The organism is Sulfitobacter sp. PR48 (assembly GCF_028807335.1).
Taxonomy (GTDB): domain Bacteria; phylum Pseudomonadota; class Alphaproteobacteria; order Rhodobacterales; family Rhodobacteraceae; genus Sulfitobacter.
Window position 1 is genome coordinate 105,445 of record NZ_JARAMM010000013.1, and the last position, 19,105, is coordinate 124,549.

At 63.1% G+C, this 19,105-nt stretch carries 16 protein-coding genes; 9 read left to right on the plus strand and 7 right to left on the minus strand.

Annotated features, from left to right (window positions below; translation table 11 throughout):
• Window positions 1–48 precede the first annotated feature (48 nt).
• The 4 genes from PVW51_RS17400 (at window position 49) to PVW51_RS17415 (ending at window position 4,264) form a co-directional block, all read left to right on the plus strand.
• Window positions 49–1,086, plus strand: coding sequence for a TRAP transporter substrate-binding protein (locus PVW51_RS17400; protein ID WP_274576318.1), 1,038 nt, complete (start codon window positions 49–51; stop codon window positions 1,084–1,086).
• Between the two features lie 61 nt (window positions 1,087–1,147).
• Window positions 1,148–1,666, plus strand: coding sequence for a TRAP transporter small permease (locus PVW51_RS17405; protein ID WP_274576319.1), 519 nt, complete (start codon window positions 1,148–1,150; stop codon window positions 1,664–1,666).
• 2 nt (window positions 1,667–1,668) lie between these two features.
• Window positions 1,669–3,000 (plus strand): TRAP transporter large permease, encoded by a 1,332-nt coding sequence (locus PVW51_RS17410; RefSeq protein WP_274576320.1) that lies wholly within the window; start codon window positions 1,669–1,671, stop codon window positions 2,998–3,000.
• Between the two features lie 79 nt (window positions 3,001–3,079).
• Window positions 3,080–4,264, plus strand: coding sequence for an MFS transporter (locus PVW51_RS17415; RefSeq protein WP_274576322.1), 1,185 nt, complete (start codon window positions 3,080–3,082; stop codon window positions 4,262–4,264).
• Window positions 4,265–4,267: 3 nt separating this feature from the next.
• On the opposite strand, the gene PVW51_RS17420 is transcribed toward PVW51_RS17415, so the two are convergent.
• The 3 genes from PVW51_RS17420 to PVW51_RS17430 are packed head-to-tail and all read right to left on the minus strand — an operon-like array spanning window position 4,268 to window position 7,299.
• A complete protein-coding gene (locus tag PVW51_RS17420; RefSeq protein ID WP_274576324.1) occupies window positions 4,268–6,061 on the minus strand; it encodes a feruloyl-CoA synthase in 1,794 nt (597 codons plus the stop codon).
• Between the two features lie 15 nt (window positions 6,062–6,076).
• Window positions 6,077–6,850, minus strand: coding sequence for an SDR family NAD(P)-dependent oxidoreductase (locus tag PVW51_RS17425; protein ID WP_274576326.1), 774 nt, complete (start codon window positions 6,848–6,850; stop codon window positions 6,077–6,079).
• Window positions 6,847–7,299, minus strand: coding sequence for a MarR family winged helix-turn-helix transcriptional regulator (locus PVW51_RS17430; RefSeq protein WP_274576327.1), 453 nt, complete (start codon window positions 7,297–7,299; stop codon window positions 6,847–6,849). Before PVW51_RS17430 ends, PVW51_RS17425 begins: the two co-directional genes overlap by 4 nt.
• Before the next feature lie 112 nt (window positions 7,300–7,411).
• On the opposite strand from PVW51_RS17430, the gene PVW51_RS17435 reads away from it, so the two are divergent.
• Together PVW51_RS17435 and PVW51_RS17440 are read left to right on the plus strand one after the other, a co-directional pair.
• On the plus strand, window positions 7,412–7,876 hold the full coding sequence (locus PVW51_RS17435; RefSeq protein ID WP_274576328.1) for a DUF3237 domain-containing protein: 465 nt from the start codon (window positions 7,412–7,414) through the stop codon (window positions 7,874–7,876).
• Between the two features lie 120 nt (window positions 7,877–7,996).
• Complete coding sequence (locus PVW51_RS17440; protein ID WP_274576330.1) at window positions 7,997–9,649, plus strand: sulfatase-like hydrolase/transferase; 1,653 nt, start codon at window positions 7,997–7,999, stop codon at window positions 9,647–9,649.
• A 30-nt stretch (window positions 9,650–9,679) separates the two neighbouring features.
• Here the strand turns inward: PVW51_RS17440 and PVW51_RS17445 are convergent, their stop codons facing one another.
• Window positions 9,680–11,350, minus strand: a complete 1,671-nt coding sequence (locus tag PVW51_RS17445; RefSeq protein WP_274576334.1) for a thiamine pyrophosphate-dependent enzyme — start codon at window positions 11,348–11,350, stop codon at window positions 9,680–9,682.
• Window positions 11,351–11,539: 189 nt separating this feature from the next.
• Between PVW51_RS17445 and PVW51_RS17450 the strand changes: the two genes are divergently transcribed.
• Window positions 11,540–12,625 (plus strand): AI-2E family transporter, encoded by a 1,086-nt coding sequence (locus PVW51_RS17450; RefSeq protein ID WP_274576336.1) that lies wholly within the window; start codon window positions 11,540–11,542, stop codon window positions 12,623–12,625.
• Window positions 12,626–12,631: 6 nt separating this feature from the next.
• Here PVW51_RS17450 and PVW51_RS17455 read toward each other — a convergent pair whose 3' ends face one another.
• The 3 genes from PVW51_RS17455 to PVW51_RS17465 all read right to left on the minus strand — a co-directional run bounded on the left by PVW51_RS17455 (window position 12,632) and on the right by PVW51_RS17465 (window position 15,796).
• Window positions 12,632–14,032, minus strand: a complete 1,401-nt coding sequence (locus PVW51_RS17455) for a TRAP transporter large permease (protein ID WP_269365087.1) — start codon at window positions 14,030–14,032, stop codon at window positions 12,632–12,634.
• Complete coding sequence (locus tag PVW51_RS17460) at window positions 14,032–14,661, minus strand: TRAP transporter small permease subunit (RefSeq protein WP_274576342.1); 630 nt, start codon at window positions 14,659–14,661, stop codon at window positions 14,032–14,034. Before PVW51_RS17460 ends, PVW51_RS17455 begins: the two co-directional genes overlap by 1 nt.
• A gap of 115 nt (window positions 14,662–14,776) precedes the next feature.
• A complete protein-coding gene (locus PVW51_RS17465) occupies window positions 14,777–15,796 on the minus strand; it encodes a C4-dicarboxylate TRAP transporter substrate-binding protein (protein WP_269365089.1) in 1,020 nt (339 codons plus the stop codon).
• 393 nt (window positions 15,797–16,189) lie between these two features.
• Between PVW51_RS17465 and acs the strand changes: the two genes are divergently transcribed.
• Together acs and PVW51_RS17475 are read left to right on the plus strand one after the other, a co-directional pair.
• Window positions 16,190–18,139, plus strand: a complete 1,950-nt coding sequence (acs, locus tag PVW51_RS17470) for an acetate--CoA ligase (RefSeq protein WP_269365091.1) — start codon at window positions 16,190–16,192, stop codon at window positions 18,137–18,139.
• A gap of 300 nt (window positions 18,140–18,439) precedes the next feature.
• Complete coding sequence (locus PVW51_RS17475) at window positions 18,440–19,105, plus strand: potassium channel family protein (protein ID WP_269365093.1); 666 nt, start codon at window positions 18,440–18,442, stop codon at window positions 19,103–19,105.

The following is a 19,105-nucleotide window of genomic DNA, read 5'->3' on the forward strand; positions in this document are numbered from 1 at the left end:
GCGAGGAGGCCCGGCGCGGCGGAACAGACAACAACAGGGAGGAAGACCATGAAAAGAAGAGAGTTTCTGAAAACGACCGCTGTCGGCACGGCCATGTTGGCCGCCATGCCCGGCGCTGCATTGGCCCAGGAAGTCACCCTGCGCCTGCACCAGTTCCTGCCCCCCGTGGCAACGGTGCCCGCAAAGATCCTCAAGCCCTGGGGCGAGCGTCTGGCAGCGGCCTCCGATGGCCGCCTGAACGTGCAGCATTTCGATGCGATGTCCCTTGGGGGGCGTCCGCCCGAACTGATGGATCAGGCCCGCGACGGTGTCGTCGATCTGTCGATGACGGTGGTCGGCTATACGCCGGGCCGCTTCCCGCGCACCGAAGTCTTTGAGCTGCCCTTCATGATGACCAGCCCGGTCGCCACATCGCTGGCTTTCTGGCAGATGGTCGAAGAGGATTTCCAGTCCAACGAATATGCCGATTTCAAGGTGCTGGGGGCCTGGGTTCACGGCCCCGGCGTGATCCACTCCACCGATCCCATCGAAAAGCTGGAGGACATGAAGGGGAAGACCGTGCGCGGCCCCACCCGCGTGATCAACGACATGTTGTCCGAACTGGGGGCCACCCCTGTCGGCATGCCCCTGCCCGCAATCCCCGAGGCGCTTTCGAAAGGTGTCATCAACTCCACCGTGATCCCCTGGGAGGTCACCCCGGCGGTGCGCCTGTCCGAGCTGGTGTCGAACCACACCGAATTCACCGGGGCGGAATCGCTTTATACCGCGACCATCGTGCTGGTGATGAACAAGGCGAAATATGACGCCTTGCCGGATGACCTCAAGGCCATCCTGGACGCTGAATCCGGTGCAAAACTGTCCGAATTCGCCTCGCAGGTGATGTGGGACAATGACGCGCCGGGACGTGAACTGGCGGTCAAGAACGGCAACAACATCATCCAGCTGGATGAGACAGAAGTCGCCCGCTGGAAAGAGGCCGCGCAGCCGGTGATCGACCGCTGGGTTGCCGAGATGGACGGCAAGGGCCTGGACGGCCAGGGGCTGATCGACCGGGCCAAGGCCCTGATCGCCGAAAATGCAACCTGAAGTCTTGATCTGACATCACAGAGGGCCTGCGGGCCCTCTGCCTCAAACGGGGAAGTGACGGATGTACGCGGCAAGTTACAGATTGGCTGATTTCATCGCGCGGGGCCTGGCGTTTGCGGGTGGTGGCATCCTGATCCTGATCACATTGATCACCTGCATGTCGATCATCGGGCGTGCCTTTGTGCCGCTGGACATCGGCATCGGCCCGATCCGGGGCATTTACGACATCACGGAAATCGGCATGGCGACGGCGATCTTTGCCTTTCTGCCCTGGGCCCAGATGCGTGAAACACATGCACGGGTGGACCTGTTCCAGAGCTTCATGCCGCGCAGCTTCGACCGGGCGCTGGACCTGCTGTTCAACATCGGCATGGCCTTTGTCGCCGCGATCGGCACCTGGCGGCTCTACCTCGGCATGATGGACAAATTGTCTTACGGCGAAACCACCCTGATCGCACAGATCCCGGTCTGGCAGGGTTTTGCGGCCTCGCTGGTCGGGGCCATCGGCTTCGTGATCGTTGCCCTCTTTTGCGTCTGGCGCTCGGCCCGCAGGCTGGCCGGTATGGAACAACAGGAATAGAAATGTCGAACTTTGAACTCGCGCTCTGGTCGTTTCCGGTCCTGCTGATCCTGGTCTTTCTGCGCGCGCCCATTGCGCTGGCGATGATCGCGGTCGGGGTCGGCGGAACCTACCTGGTCGTCGGCACACCGATGATGACCCTGAACCAGTTGAAGACGCTGACCTATGGCACGTTTTCCAACTATTCCTTCTCGATCATTCCGCTGTTCCTGCTGATGGGCCAGTTTGCGACGCTGTCGGGCATGTCGGCCTCTCTTTTCAAGGCTGCAGAGAGTTTCCTTGGCCACCGTCGCGGCGGTGTGGCGATGTCTGCCGTGGGGGCCTGCGCCGGGTTCGGCGCGATCTGCGGCTCGTCGCTGGCGACCGCCGCCACCATGGGTCAGGTCGCCCTGCCCGAGCTGCGCCGCTATGGCTATCCCGATTCACTGTCCACCGGTGCGCTGGCGGCAGGCGGGACGCTGGGCATCCTGATCCCGCCTTCGGTGATCCTGGTGATCTATGCGATCCTGGCCGAACAGAACATCGAAAAGCTGTTCGTGGCCGCCCTGATCCCCGGCATCCTGGCCGCCATCGGCTATATGATCGCCATTTCGATCTGGGTGCGCCTGTCACCGAATTCCGCCGCCGTGCGCGACCGGGTGCCATGGGGCGAACGCATGATCGCCCTGGGCAAGGTCTGGCCGGTGATCACCATCTTCGTCACCGTGGTCGGCGGGATCTATGCGGGCATTTTCACCCCCACCGAAGCCGCCGCGGTCGGGGCCGCGGGGACCGGGCTGGTCGCACTGGTATCGGGCGAGATGTCATGGGACCGCCTGCGCGAAGCGGTGCTGTCCACCGCCGGATCGACCGCGATGATCTTTCTGATCATCCTGGGGGCCGGCATCTACAACAACTTCCTGTCGCTGACACAGCTGCCGCAATCGGCCTCTGTCTGGGTCGGGGAACAGGGGTTTTCGCCCTGGTTCGTGCTGACCCTCGTGCTGCTGATGTACCTCGTCTTCGGCTGCGTGATGGATTCGCTGTCAATGGTGCTGCTGACGGTTCCGATCATCTTTCCGATCATGATGGTGCTGGACTTTGGCATGTCGACCGCGGACTTTGGCCTCTGGTTCGGCATCCTGGTGCTGATCGTGGTCGAGGTGGGGCTGATCACGCCGCCCGTGGGGATGAACCTGTTCATCATCAACTCGATGGCAAAAGACACCCCGATTTCAGAGACCTACAAGGGTGCCCTGCCCTTTGTGCTGACCGATATCATACGTGTTGTCATCCTTGCCTCGTTCCCGGCAATCACGCTCTGGCTGGTCTGGTTCATCGACAGTTTCAAATAAAGCAGGCATGCGCGGCTATGGCCCGCGCCTGCGGGGGCTGCTACCACGGGGGGCAACACGACTTCACGCAGGTCCGGCCATGTCCCGTAAACTGATCTTTCCGCTCTACTATGCCGCGATCCTGTTTCAGGCCGGTGCCTACGGGCTGACCTTCATGCTGCCCCGGCTTTTCGACAGCTTCGGCGCCAACGAAAAGGTCGTGGGCACGATGCTGCTGCTGACGACGGCCGCAACCGTGATCACGGTCTATTTCTCCGGGCACCTCTCGGACCTTCTGGGCCGCCTGCGCACGCTGGGCATGGCCTGTATCGCCATCTCCGCCTCCCTGTTCCTTTATGGCACCGTGCCGGGCGTTGGCCCGGGACTGGCGGCGGCAAGCCTGCTTCTGGGGTTCGGCTGGGGGCTGACCTATTCGCTGGGGCCCATCGTCATGTCCCGGCTGGTGCGCGCGGATGAGCGGGTGCGTTACTTCACCCTGCTCTCGGTCTTTGTGATGGCCGGGTTCGGCTTTGCCCCGGTGATCGCCTCTGCGATGGAGGATGCGGGCTTTACCATCCGCGACGCCTTTGTGCTGAACGGCGCGCTTTGCCTTGTCAGCGCTGCATTGTTCCTTGCCCTGGACCGCCCGATCAAGGCGCAGGCGGTCAACGCCCGGCCCGAGGCACCTTCGCGGATCACGCTGGCGGCGGTCGCCGGAGTGCTCAGATCACCCGCCCGGCTGCCGGTCTTCATGGTTTTCCTCGGGGCCAGCATCTTTGCCGGGCTGAACAATTTCCAGACCGTCTTTGCCGATGCGCGGGGGCTGGATTACGCTTATTTCTTCATGAGTTACACGCTGACCACGGTGACCTTCCGGCTGGTCATGGCGCGGTTCACCGGGGGCGCGAACCCCTATATGACCATCGCGCTGCTGCAATGCCTGATGTGCGCGGGGCTTGCCCTGTTCGTGGTCAGCGGCGACAGCCTGCCGCTTTACGTGCTGGTCGCGGTGCTCTTCGGGCTGGGTTACGGCGTGTCCTATCCCGTGCTGGTGGCGATGGCCGCCGACGACGCAGATGACGATCTGGGCGCGCAGACCCTGCAATTGTTCGCGCTGACCTATTTCATCGGCATCTTCGGTTTTCCGCTGGTCGCAGGCTGGATGATCGTTGAGGTAGGCACGACGCCCCTGCTGATCCTGATCACCCTGCTGGCCGTGGTTGAGGCCGCACTTGCCCTGCGCCGGGGTCTGGCGCGGCGCGGGGCGAGCGCTGCCGAGGCCTGAACGTCAGACCGTGATCACATCCGGGTCCGGATCATCGGCATAGAGGCGTTCAATCAGCTCTTCATTGTTCGAGCGCATCGCGCGCTGGTTCAGAGACCCCTTTTCGGTCACCTCACCCCGATCAAAGCTGGGGGCATCCTGCAGGACAACCGCCCGGCGCACCCGCGCGGCAGAGCCGGTGGCGGATTTGGCAGCCTGGGCCAGTTTCTCGCCCAAGGCTGTGCGCAACGCGGCCTCCGCCATTGCGGCCCCCTTGTCCGACAAAAGCAGCAGGGCGCCCAGTTCGCTGCGGTTTTCGCCCACGATCACCACATCCCGGACCAAACCGCCCATGGCATCGACCAGCGCCGCGCGCACCGCGCCCACCGCGACCCAGGTGCCGGTGGTCAGCTTGAAGTTCTCGGCAATGCGCCCGTCAAAGAAGAACCCTTTGGCGTAATCATCCGGGTCGGCAGGCCGCAGCGCATCGCCAAAGCAATAGAATCCTTCCTCGTCAAAGGCCTCTGCCGTCTTGGCGGGGTCACCATAATAGCCCGGCGTGATCGTCGGCCCCTTGAGCCGCGCCTCCAGCTTGCCGCCGTTGGGCACCAGTTTCAGGGTCAGACCAAGCGCCGGCACGCCGATGTTGCCGGATTTTTCCTGCACATCCGTGCAAGCCAGCGCAAAGGGGGCGGTTTCGGTGGCACCCAGCCCGGTGGCCAGCAGCACCTCGCGCCCCGTCGCCTTGCGCCCGGCGGCGCGCAGGCGGTCCCAGGTCAGCTGCGCCATCCCGGCCCCCGCATAGAACATCATGCCCAGGTCGCGAAAGAAGTTCTCGGCCAGGGCCGCGTCTTTTTCCAGTTCGGCAACCAGCATGTCGTAGCCCACGGGGACATTGAAATACCAGCTGCAGGCGACATCGCGCAGGTTGCGCAGGGTCTCGTCGAACTTGCCCGGCACCGGGCGGCCATCGTCGATGTAATAGGTGCCGCCATTGGTGGTCACCATATAGAACACCTTGTTGCCAGCCGCAGTGTGGTTCCACGGCGCCCAGTCCAGCACCACCGGCGGCTTGCGCGTCACGAAACGGTAGCAGTCGCGGATCATCGCCTGGCTGGCGCAGATCATGCGGTTGGTGTTGATCACCGCCTTGGGCGAACCGGTGGAACCCGAGGTGAACAGGTATTTCACCACCGTCTCATCACTCAGCGCGGCCCGCGCGGCCTCTGCCCCGGAAGGATCACCGGCCAGCAGCTCCTCAAAGCTGACCGCCCCCTGCCCGGCGTTGCGCAGGGCAATGACCTGCCGGCCTTCCTCGGCGATGGCGCTGAACGCAGGCGCAAAGGCGTCGCCGTCATCGGCATAGAGCGCGCCGGGACGCAGCGTGGCGGCGATGTCGCGCAGTTTCGCATGGTCTTTGGACACCAGCGCATAGGCGGGGGAAACCGGGGCATAGGGAATGCCGACATAGGCGCAGGCCATGCCCAGCAGCGCATGTTCCAGGCTGTTTTCCGACAGGATCAGCAGCGGCCTGTCCGGCCCCAGCCCCATCGCCAGCAAGGATGCTCCGATGGCGCGGATCTGGTTGCGCGCCGTGCCGTATGAGATGCGCCGCCAGTCGCCGCCCTGGTGGCGGCGGGCAATCCATGTGCTGTCCGGCGTGGCATCTGCCCATTTGTCAAAGTAATCCGCCAGCGTCGCCTCGAAATCGCCCAGCGCGCCGCGCTGGCGCATCAGGATCGTGCCGTCGGGCCGCGTCTCATAGTCGAACGCCGGCCGCCAGAAATCCGACGCTTTCAATCCGGTCTCGGTTTTCATCTCAGGTTCCTGTCTTTACCGGGGGGCCATGCGGATGCCGCCATCAAGGCGAAGCACCTCGCCGTTCAGCATCTTGTTCACGGTGATGTGGTTGACCATCTCGGCATATTCCTCCGGATCGCCCAGGCGCGAGGGGAATGGCACCTGCGCGCCGAGTGCGGTCTGCACCTCCTCGGGCAGTTCATCCAGAAGCGGTGTCAGGAACAGCCCCGGTGCCACGGTACAGACGCGAATGCCCTTGTCGGCCAGATCGCGGGCCATCGGCAGGGTCATGCCCACGATGCCGCCTTTCGACGCGGAATAGGCCACCTGGCCGATTTGCCCGTCAAAGGCCGCGACAGAGGCGGTGTTGACGATCACGCCGCGCGCACCATCGTCATCCACCGGGTCTGCGGCGACCATGCGCGCCGCCGCCTGCGAGGCGCAGTTGAAGCTGCCCATCAGGTTCACCATGATGGTTTTCTGAAACAAGCTGGGATCATGAGCCGCCCCGCGCGAGACGGTCTTGGCAGCGCCGCCGATGCCTGCGCAATTCACCAGGACGCGCGGCACGCCAAAGGCCGCCTCCGCCGCCGCGATCCCCTCTGCCACGGAAGCGGGGTCAGAGACATCCACGCGGCTGAACGCGCCGCCGATGCGGGCGGCATGGGCCTCTCCCTGATCCGCATTCAGATCGAACAGCATCACCTTCAGCCCGGCCTGAGCGAGGCGGGCGGCGGTCGCCGCACCCAAACCCGAAGCGCCACCGGTGACGATCGCGGCATGGCCGCTCCAGTCCTGCAAGGTCATTCCGTTTCTCCTTTCGATCTGATCTTGCGCAGCAGGCGGATCAGGGTCTGCTGCTCTGCCGCTGTGAGATCGGCCAGCAGCGCCTTTTCATGGGCGCGCACGGTGGCAACCGCCTCCGCATAGGCGCGGCACCCCTTCTCTGTCGGCACCAGCGCCTGAACCCGGCGGTCCCCCGGCACGGTTGCGCGCGAGAGATATCCCAGCCCTTCCAGCTCATCGACGATGGCCACGAGGCCGGACCGTTCAATCCCCAGCTTGCGGGCCAGTCTGCTCTGCGAGATGTGGGGAAACTGAACCGCCAGCGACAGCGCCGAGAACACCCGCGGGGCCAGTGCGTCCTGCCCCAGGGCATTACGGAAATCAGCCTGGACGATCACATAGGCGCGCTTGAGGTTGTAGCCGACAAACTGTTCAAGGTCGGATATGACGTCATCATCATCCTGGTCCATCTCCCGGACCTTTGCCCCTGCAGCCATACTGCGCACCTCCCCTGTTTGCTGGGGGAAGTTTACAGGATATTGTTTAGCAGGTAAACAGTTTAATGAGATAAGGATCTAGCCGATGAACCTGCCCGAACCCAGACTGGAACACGCCTGCGACCTGAGTGTGGCGCTGGACCCGATCCGCGAGATGGGACCGGGCCGGGCGGGGCAGCGACGGATCATCCCCATCGTCGGCGGCACGGTCAGCGGCCCGTTGCTGCGTGGCAAGCTGCTGAACCTCGGCGCGGATTGGCAGACCGTCTTTGCGGACGGTCTGGCCGAACTCGACACCCGTTACGCGATGGAAACCCACGACGGCGCCACCATCGAGATCGTGAACTACGGATTGCGCCATGGCCCGCCGGAAGTGCTGGCAGCGATCATGCGGGGCGAAGAGGTATCCGCCGACAGCTATTACATGCGCACCCATGCGCGGCTGGAAACCGGCGATGCGCGTTATGACTGGGTGAACCGGACGCTGTTCATGGGCGTGGGCGCGCGGCATCTGCAACAGGTCCATGTCCGCCTTTACGCCATCAGATAGGACAGCCCCGCCGCAAACGGGCTGACCCATGGCGCGCCTGTCTTGACCGGCAGGAGGTGCTGCTTCATCAACGGGTTGACGCATTGTCATGAACCCGAAGCAACCCAAAGAAGCCCTCACATGTCGAAACGCCCGAATGTCCTGTGGATCATGGCCGACCAGCTGCGCTTTGACTATCTGAGCTGCTATGGCCACCCCCATCTGCATACGCCGAACATCGACGCGCTGGCGGCGCGCGGGGTGCGTTTCACCTCGGCACGGGTGCAATCGCCGGTGTGCGGCCCCAGCAGGATGAGCGCCTATACCGGGCGCTATGTGCGCAGCCATGGTTCCACCTGGAACGGGATGCCGCTGCGGGTCGGGGAACCCACGCTGGGGGATCACCTGCGGGCTGCGGGGGCGCATGCGGCGCTGGTGGGCAAGACCCATATGATCGCCGACCGCGATGGCATGGCCTGGCTGGGCATCGACCCCGCCAGCGAAATCGGCGTGCGCCAGTCGCAATGCGGTTTCGATCCCTTTGAGCGCGATGACGGGTTGCACCCCGACAGCCCGCGCCAGCAGTGGTCAGCCTATGACGATTATCTGGTGCGCCACGGCTTTGACAGCGCCAACCCCTGGGGCGACTTTGCCAATTCAGGGCTGGACGCGGACGGCGCGCGGCTGTCCGGCTGGCTGCTGAAGAATTCCCGGCTGCCTGCGAACGTCCCCGAAGAACATTCCGAAACCGCATACATGACCGACCGCGCCATCGCCTTCATGCAGGACGCGATGACGCGCGATGAACCCTGGCTGTGCCACCTGAGCTATATCAAGCCGCATTGGCCCTATATCGTGCCCGCCCCCTATCACGACATGTATGATGCCACCCATGTCGTCGATCCGATCCGCCACGCATCCGAACGCGATACCGATCATCCGCTGATGGCCGCCTATCTGCAGGCGCGGGTCTGTCAGAGCTTTTCCCGCGACCATGTCCGCGAACATGTGATCCCGGCCTATATGGGGCTGATCAAGCAGCTCGACGACAACCTTGGCCGTCTCTTCACCTGGATGGACACGGCCGGGCTGAGTGAAAACACCATCGTCGCCTTCACCTCAGACCACGGCGATTACATGGGCGACCATTGGATGGGCGACAAGGATTTCTATCACGAGATGGCTGTCAAGGTGCCGCTCATCATCGCCGATCCGCGCCCCGAAGCCGAAGCGACGCGCGGCAGTGTCAGCGATGAACTGGTGGAGATGATCGACCTCGCGCCGACCTTCATGCGGGCCCTTGGCTGCCCCGGGATGCCCCATGTGATCGAAGGCCGCGACCTGACACCGCTGCTGCAGGGCACCGAAGGTTTCGCGCGCCGCTATACGATCAGCGAACATGACTACAGCTGGTCGGAGATGGCCAAGGCGCTGAACATGCCGCAAGAGGACGCCCGCACGGTGATGATCTTTGACGGGCGCTGGAAATACGTGCGCTGCGAAGGGTTCGACCCGGTGATGTTCGACCTTGAGACCGACCCCGACGAGGTGACGGACATCGGGCGGTCGCAGACCGAAGAACATGTCGCCGTCCGGGCGCGGATGGAAAAGGCGCTTCTGGCCTGGGCCACGCGCCACCACAGCAGGATCACCGCAACCCAAGCAGTGCTTTCAAAGCAGGGCATGGCGGCGGAGCAAGGTATCCTGATCGGCTTCTGGGATGAGGTCGAGTACGAGGCAGCCACGGGCAAACCCTTTGCCGCGCTGACCCCGGCGGGGCCGCCCCGCAGCTGAAGGCGGCCCCGGAGCCGCAGGCGCGGCGCTTCAGCCTGTGGCTTTTGTTGCGGCCAGCCCCGCGTCGCGCATCTGTGACAGGGTCATGCGGGGCGTCAGCGCCTCGGCAGAGACGTTCAGATCCAGCACCGCGCCGGTCTCAGAGGCCAGCGCCCGGTCAAAGGCGGCTGCGAAATCGGCGGTGGTCTCAACCCTTTCGGCATGGAAACCGTAGGCCCTGGCAAGCGTGGTGAAGTCCGGGTTCACCATGGTCGTGCCGGACACCCGTTCGGGATAGTGGTGCTCCTGATGGGCGCGGATGGTGCCATAGATGCCGTTGTTCACGATCAGCACGATCGGCTGTGCGCCCGCCTGTGCGGCGGTGGCCAGTTCCTGACAGTTCATCTGGAAATCCCCGTCGCCCGCAAAGCAGACCACGGTACGCTCCGGATGTGCCACCTTGGCCGCGATGGCCGCAGGCAGGCCGTATCCCATGGCCCCCGATTGCGGGGCCAGCAGCCGCGCCCTGGGGCCGAACTTGTAGAACTTGTTGGGCCAGACGGTGAAATTCCCCGCCCCATTGGTCAGGATCGCATCATCGGGCAGGACCTCGCGCAGATGGGCGGTGGCAAGCGCCATGTCGACGGGCGACGGCTGCGCAGGCGCGTCAAAGCCTGCCTCCCATGCCGCGCGGCCCTTGGCACGCCAGTCGGCCCAGCCGCCGGTGATCGGGGTCAGTGCGGCGGCAAAGGCGTTGGGCCCGGCGGTGATACCGAGGGTCGGAATGTAGATCTTGCCGATCTCCGCGCTGGAGCCGTGGACATGGATGATCTTCTGTTTCGGATGCGGGACATCAAGCAGCCTGTAGGCATCTGTCGTCATCTCGCCAAAGCGGATGTTGATCGCCAGAATGGTGTCTGCATTGCGGATCAGATCCTTGACATGGGGCGGCATCCCCACCCCTGCCTCGCCACAATAGACCGGGGACAGGTTGTTGAACCGGTCCTGAAAGCGGAAGGCCGCGACCACGGGAATATCGGCGGCTTCGGCGAATTCTTCCAGGGCGGCGCGCCCGGCGTCGGTCCAGTTGCAACCGCCCGTCAGGATCAGCGGACGCTCGGAGGCGCCCAGCATCGCCAGCGCATCCTGTATCGTGGCGGCACTGGGTGCCGGCTCTTCGATCCGGGCGGGACCGGTCAGGGGCTCTGCATCGCTCATGCTGGTCAGCATGTCCTCCGGCAAGGCCACGACCACCGGGCCGGGACGGCCTGTGGTGGCCATTGTCCAGGCCCGCGCCAGGATCTCGGGAATGCGGTCCACGTGATCAATCTCGACCGCCCATTTCGCAAGGGTGCCGAAAACGGCACGGTAATCGACCTCCTGAAACGCCTCGCGGCCCCGCTGGTCGGTGCCGATCTGGCCGACGAAAAGGATCATCGGCGCGGAATCCTGATGCGCGGTATGCACCCCGATGGAGGCATTGGTCGCCCCCGGCCCGCGCGTGACCATGCAGATGCCGGGACTGCCGGTCAGCTTGCCCCATGCGGCGGCCATGAAGGCGGCACCGCCCTCGTTCCGGCACAGGACAAAATCGAATGTGCCGCCGGTGTCATGCATCCCGTCCAGCACCGCCAGATAGCTTTCCCCCGGCACGCCAAAGCTCTTGGTTGCGCCCAGCGCCACCAGGCTGTCCACCAGCAATTGTCCCCCGTGTCGTGCCATGATGCGCATGTCCTTCCCGTTTGGTCGCGAATCCCTGAAATTGCGCACAAGCTGCCTGTAAAGCCGCGCCAGTGAAACCGCGAAATGTCGAAACTGCGGAATCATCCCCCGGCGGAATTCGCGGAACCTTTTGCAAGCGGCGGGTGTTGAATCTGCACTGCCTTGCATCTGCCGCTGCCGGAGACCTCATTGGACAACCTGACCTCGATCCGACGATCCCTGCAGTTCCTGGTGCTCGTCGCGCTTTTTGGTACCTGCTATTTCGCCCGCGATCTGATCTTGCCGATCATGCTGGGTTTCCTGCTGGCGCTGACCCTCAGCCCGCTGGTCAGGGGGCTTTACCGCGCCGGGATTCCCCATGCGGTTTCGGGCGCGGTGCTGGTATCGCTGACCGCCCTGCTGATCATCATCGTTGTCGGCGGGTCCGCGGGCACCGTCGCGGTCTGGAGTGATGAATTGCCCAGAATGGGCGCAGAGATCCAGCAAAAGCTGCGCATGATGACCGATGCGGTCGAAGGGGTGCGCACCGCCACCGAAGAGGTCGAAAAGATCACCAAATCGAAAGACGCAAGTCCCGAGGTGATCGTGCAGCAACCGGGCCTGCTGGACACCGCTTTCGATACCGTCACCCAGATCGGCGCATCCCTGATCGTGACGCTGATCCTGGCGATGTTTCTGCTGTCCTCGGGCGAGCTGTTCTATCTCAAGATGGTGCAGGCCTTTCCCACCATGGCGGGCAAGAAGCGCATCCTGACCACGGTCTACAACATCGAGCGGCGCGTCTCGCGCTATCTGTTGACGATCACGCTGATCAACGCCGGATTGGGTCTGGCGCTTTTTGCCTATCTCAGCGCGCTTGGCATGCCGCAGGCCTATGTCTGGGGAATCGCGGCCTTCCTGCTGAATTTTCTGCCCTATCTGGGCGGCATCATCGGCTCCGTGCTTGTCGGGGCCTTTGCCATCGTGACCTTTGACAGCATCGGCTATGCGCTGCTGGCCCCTTTGGGATACATGGCGCTGACCAGTCTTGAAGGTCAGGTGCTGACACCTTTTCTGGTGGGTCGGCGGCTGGCAATGAACACGGTTGCCGTGTTCCTGACCGTGGTGTTCTGGGGATGGCTCTGGGGCATTCCGGGCGCTTTGGTGGCGGTGCCCTTCCTGGTGGTCTTCAAGGCGGTCTGCGAAAACTTCGAGCCGCTGCGCACCATCGGGCTTTTCCTGTCCTCCGAGGACAGGAAATTGCCCGATGCCGATGAAGAACCGGATGCGGCCTGACGGCGCTTACCCCGCCAGCGACGGCAACCACAGGACAATGCCGGGAAAGGCGACCAGCAGCGCGATGGTCACCGCATCCGCGAAAAAGAACGGCGCCACGCCCTTGAATACGTCCTGCACCGTCAGATCATCGCGCACCCCCGCCACGACAAAGCAGTTCAGGCCGATGGGCGGGGTGATCAGGCAGAATTCGGCCATTTTCACCACAAGGATACCGAACCAGATCGCGCACATCGGCCCGGACATGCCAAAGGCGCTGTCGGCCGCCGACACCAGCTCGCCGCCGTTCAGCGCCATGACCGCCGGATAGACCACCGGCAGGGTCAGCAGCAGCATGCCGATGGCATCCATGAACATGCCCAGCACCGCATAGGCCAGCAGGATGCAGATCAGGATCACCAGCGGCGACATCTCAAGCGAGGTGATCCAGGAGGCAAAGGCATCGGGCAGTTCCGCAAACCCCAGGAACCGGACATAGATCAGCACGCCCCAGATGATGGTAAAGATCATCACCGTCAGCTTGGCGGTCTCCAGCAGCGCCTCTTTCAGCTGCCCCCACCGCATGCCGCGATAGAGCGCCATCAGGAATACGATGAAGGCGCCCACGGCACCGCCTTCGGTGGGGGTGCCCCAGGCGTCGCCAAAGGGGTTGTAGACAAAGAAGATGATGATCACGACCACCGCAAGGATCGGCAGCGCGGGCGGCAGGCTTTCAAAGCGCTGTTTCCAGCTGAAGCCCGTCACCGGCGGGCCCACGTTCTTCCAGATCATCGCAATCCCGACGATCAGCCCGCCGTAGACCACGGCAGAGAATGCACCGGGAACGAATCCGGCAAGCAGGAGCTTGCCCACGTCCTGCTCCACGATGATCGCATAGATCACCAGGATGGCCGAGGGCGGAATCAGCGAGGCGAGCGTGCCCCCTGCCGCCACCACACCGGCTGCGAACTTCTTGTTATAGCCCACTTTCAGCATCTCGGGGATCGCAATGCGCGCAAAGACCGCCGCGGTTGCCACCGATGCGCCCGACACGGCGGCAAAACCGGCGGTGGCAAAGACGGTCGATACCGCCAGCCCCCCCGGCACCCAGGCAACCCAGCGTTTGCAGGCCTCGAACAGCGCCGTCGTCAGCTTGGCGTAATAGGCAAGATAGCCGATCATGATGAAAACCGGGATCAGGCTGAGCACCTGGGCGCTGACTTTGGAATGGGGGGTCAGCCCTGCGATCTTGACGCTGATCTCGATCGCTTTCCACAGGCGCGCGGGGTCATAGTCAAAGCCGTTCCAGCGCAGCCAGCACAGCCCGAGAAAACCCGCCAGACCGGCGGCGAATGCCACCCGCATGCCCAGCACGACCATGACCAGCATGCCACCCGAAACCCAAAGGCCAATTTCAATGGGCTCCATCAGCCGTTCTCCTCAAGCGCGCGGGCCTCGGCCATCGCCTGTTCTTCAATGGTCAGGTTCAGCGGCACCCCCGCCGGGTTCTCCAGCCCCAGCACCAGCGCGCGGCCATAGCCCCAGGCCTGCAACAGCAACCGCAGCGCCAGCACGCCAAAAGCGACCGGGACCACGAGTTTGCTGGGCCATATGGGGATGCCGACGTCGATGGAACTGTCGCGGCTGCACAGGGGCCGCGCGCAGTCGAACGAGCGGTCGAAATGTTCCCAGGCCCCCCATGTCAATGCCACGATCAGCAAAAGGATCAGCAGGACGGAGACCAGTTCAAAGAACCACAGCACCCGGCCCCTGAGCGCCGAGACCAGCATGTCCATCCGGATATGGGTGCCGTCACGCTGGACATAGGACACGCCCATGATCGCGATGATCGGCATCGCGGCCTCGATGTAATCGACATAACCCATCATCGGCGCGCCGAAGAACTTGCGCGAACTGACCGAATAGGCCGCCAGGAACATCAGCGCAAAGATCGCCAGACCCGAAAGCAACGCGCAAAAACGCTCAATCGGGAGCAACATCCGGTCAAGTTTGCTGAGTAGGCTGGAATCCTCCAGCACTGCCGCCGATCCGGCCATAAGTCCCTCTCCCCTGTTCGGCATTTTCGCCGTTTTTGAGAAACCGCCCGACGCCGGGCTGCTCGCCAAAAACGAAGAGGCCGCCCCGGAAATCGCGGGGCGGCCCGATGTCAGGTCAGCTGCCGCTGGCTTTGGCTTCTTCCAGTGTCGAGACCACCAGATCATAAAGCTCCTGGCCCGGCAGGCCCTGTGCTTCCATGTCAGCGATCCAGGCATCCCGTGCCGGTGCGGCGGCGGTTTCGCGGAACTCTGCCAGCACTTCCGGCGCGATCATGACCTTCTCGACGCCCTTCTCCTCCAGCACTGCATCCCAGCGCTTGAGCAGTTCACCGTAATTGGCCAGATAGTGGTCCAGCGCCTCGTCCACAGAGGAATCCAGCGCCTCACGCTCCGCATCCGACAGCGATTCGTAGGCGTCGATGTTCACCACGACGGGGCAGTTCACAGTGCCGGGGTTCAGGTTGGCCGTCCACCAATCCGCCTGGTTGATGGTGCCAAAGCTGAGGTGCGCGTGCTGGGCAAAGGCAACCGTGTCGACAACACCGGATTCCATCGCCTGATAGGCTTCGCTTGATGTGACAGAGGTCGGGACCGCGCCGACCGCCTCGAAGGCCTTGCCCAGACCACCGGTGGCGCGGACACGCATGCCTTCGAATTCCTCAAGCGTGGTGCGCGGATCGCCGGTGCCGACAAGGTTGTACTGCGGCATGGGCGAGGTCATCAGCAGCTTTGCATTCCATTGTGCCATCTCTTCGGCGGCGGCAGGATGCGCATAGACGGCCTTGGAGACCGCGACTTCCTGTTCAAGGTTCTCGACCCCCAGGAACGGCAATTCCAGAACGGTCACGACGCGGTTCTTGTCAGGGTGATAGCCGGCACAGAATTGCGCCATCTCGAAGGCTCCGATGGAGATACCGTCGAGGTTCTCGCGGTTCTTGGACAGGCCGCCATAGCTCACGTTCATGGTGAATTCGCCGCCGGTCTTTTCGCTTACCAGCTCGGCGATCTTTTCGATGTGTTCGGTAAAGGCGCGGCGCTTGCCCCAGACGGATACATTCCATTCAGTTGCCGCAGCTTCAGTGACAAAGGCTATGCTTAGCGCGCAGACGGCTGCGCCGCTCATGAGGTTGGTCATTGATATCTCTCCCTAGCTGCGCGGCCATTCTGCCACGCTTGGGCCAAGGCTAGCGCGACCGTCCCGGGCTGCCAACCCCAAAGGGTCATCGCAAAAGCCATGACAGGCCAGTCCGCGCGGCAGCAGCCCAAGGCAGGTATGGCAGCCCCCCGCCCCGGAAGGGCCATTTGACAGGCAGCGCATTGAAAACACGGGTATTTTGCACCGTATTTTCAGGCCGGTTTACAAGTCGTTCAAAAACACGGAAATAGTTTTACAGCGAAATCAAGCCATTCCATATGGTTATTTCAATCCTTACAGCGCGCGCTATGATCCCGCGCAAGAGGAGATATGTGTTTTGAGGGAGCTGCCCCTCATCATGCGTGCAAGAATACTGTCAAGGAGGAACACCCGATGTCTGACGCCAAAATCTACCCGCCATCCGATGCCATGGTCAAAGGCGCACATGTGAACGCCGACCAATATGCCAGCATGTACATGGCCTCCGTGAACGACCCGGAATCCTTCTGGGCCGAACAGGGCAAGCGGGTGGACTGGATCAAGCCGTTCAGCCAGGTCAAGGACGTGGACTTCACCCTCGGTCAGGTCAAGATCAACTGGTATGCGGACGGGCAGCTGAACGTCAGCGCCAACTGCATTGACCGGCATCTGGCCACCCGTGGCGATCAGACCGCGATCATCTGGGAGCCGGACAGCCCCGATGAAAAGGCGCTGCACATTACCTACCGCGAATTGCACGCCAACACCTGCAAGATGGCCAATATCCTGAGCGATCAGGGCGTGACCAGGGGCGACCGGGTCATCATCTACATGCCGATGATCCCCGAGGCCGCCTATGCCATGCTGGCCTGTGCCCGGATCGGTGCCATCCATTCCATCGTCTTTGCCGGATTCTCGCCCGATGCGCTGGCCGCGCGGATCAAGGGATCAGAGGCCAAGGTCGTGATCACCGCCGACGAGGCTCCGCGCGGCGGGCGCAACACACCGCTCAAGACCAATGCGGACAAGGCACTGGCCTCCTGCGACGCCTCCGTCAAATGCCTGGTGGTCCGCCGCACCGGCGGAGAGGTCCCCTGGAACGCGGATCGCGATGTCGATTACACCGCGCTGGCCAAAGACGCCGCCGACAGCTTTGAACCTGCCGCGATGGGGGCCGAAGACCCGCTCTTCATCCTCTATACCTCCGGCTCCACCGGCCAGCCCAAGGGTGTGGTCCATACCACCGGCGGCTATCTGGTCTATGCCGCGATGACCCACGAGATCACCTTCGACTACCACGATGGCGACATCTATTGGTGTACGGCGGATGTGGGCTGGGTCACCGGGCACAGCTATATCGTCTATGGCCCGCTGGCCAACGGGGCCACCACGCTGATGTTCGAAGGGGTGCCGACCTACCCGGATGCCTCGCGGTTCTGGCAGGTTTGCGAAAAGCACAAGGTGAACCAGTTCTACACCGCGCCCACGGCGATCCGCGCACTGATGGGCAAGGGTGACGATTTTGTCACCAAATGCGATCTGTCCAGCCTCAGGCTGCTGGGCACCGTGGGCGAGCCGATCAACCCGGAGGCCTGGAACTGGTACAACGAGGTTGTCGGCGGCGGGCGTTGCCCCATCGTCGATACCTGGTGGCAGACCGAAACCGGCGGCCACCTGATGACCCCCCTGCCCGGCGCCCATGCGATGAAACCGGGTGCGGCGATGAAACCTTTCTTCGGGATCAAACCGATGATCCTTGAGCCGACATCGGCAGAGGTCATCACCGACAACCCGGCAGAGGGCGTGCTGGTCATCGCGGACAGCTGGCCGGGGCAGATGCGCACCGTCTGGGGCGATCACGAACGCTTTGAAAAGACCTATTTCGCCGATTATCCCGGCTATTACTTCACCGGCGACGGCTGCAAGCGTGACGCGGATGGCGATTACTGGATCACCGGCCGGGTGGATGACGTGATCAACGTCTCTGGCCACCGCATGGGCACGGCAGAGGTGGAAAGCGCGCTGGTCGCCCACAAGAAAGTGGCCGAGGCCGCCGTCGTCGGCTATCCGCACAAGGTCAAGGGCCAGGGCATCTATTGCTATGTCACCCTGATGGGCGGCGAGGAACCCTCGGAAGATCTGCGCAAGGAACTGGAAGGCTGGGTGCGCAACGAAATCGGACCGATTGCCAAACCCGACCTGATCCAATGGGCCCCTGGCCTGCCCAAGACACGCTCCGGCAAGATCATGCGCCGCATCCTGCGCAAGATTGCCGAGAACGACTTTGGCGCATTGGGGGATACATCGACCCTTGCGGACCCCTCCGTCGTCGACGATCTGATCGAAAACCGGATGAACCGCTGAAAAGCCGATCGGGTCCTTAAGGGGCCAAAGCGAACATATCGCCCCCGCAGCAATCTGCGGGGGCGTTTTTCTGCGGTCCCCGGCCCAGGAGCCCCCGACCGGCCTGCGCCTGTCGTTACGCTGGTGCAGACCGGAGGGAGCTGCCATTCCTGACAGCGATCCACCTTTCGCCGCGATCATCAACACAGCTTGCAAGCTGCGCAAATGCACCCGACCCAAATCAATTTCCGCACCACAGGTATTTCACCTTCCCGCCGAACGCTCTAACTAGCGTCGGAACGGGATCGGAAAGGCGCAGCAATGGCACGACATGGAACTCGGGCAATCGGCGTGATCGGGCTGGGCAATTTCGGCAGCACCGTCGCAACGGAACTTCAGCGTTTCGGCAACCATGTGATCGGCGTCGATACGGATGAAAAGCGCGTTTCGGCCCATGCTGAATCCCTGAGCCAGGCGGTGATCGTGGATGCGCGGGACGATCTGGGCCTGCGCGAGGCCGGTTTTGCCGAATGTGACATCGCCGTTGTCGCCATGGGCTCCGATCTTGAGGCCAGCATTCTGACTGCGATGAACCTGAAACTGATCGGGGTGCCGCAGATCTGGGCCAAGGCCACCACCAAGACCCACCACCGCATCCTGTCCAAACTGGGCGTGGACCGGGTGATCCACCCCGAAATCGAAGTGGGGCAACATATTGCGCAGGTGCTGCACAACCCGCTGGTGCGAGATTATGTCAGCCTTGGCAACGGCTATCACGTGGTCAATTTCCGCATCCCCGAAAGCCTTGAGGGCAAGCGGCTGGTCGATCTGCCCCATACCGAGAAATTCAATCTGCGCTGCATCGGCGTGATGCGCGGCACGGAATTTGTCGGTCAGGACGGGACGACATGCACCTTGCAGCGCGACGACCTGCTGCTGCTGCTGGGGCAGCGCAAGGACCTGCGCAGCTTCGCGGCCAGCCTTTAA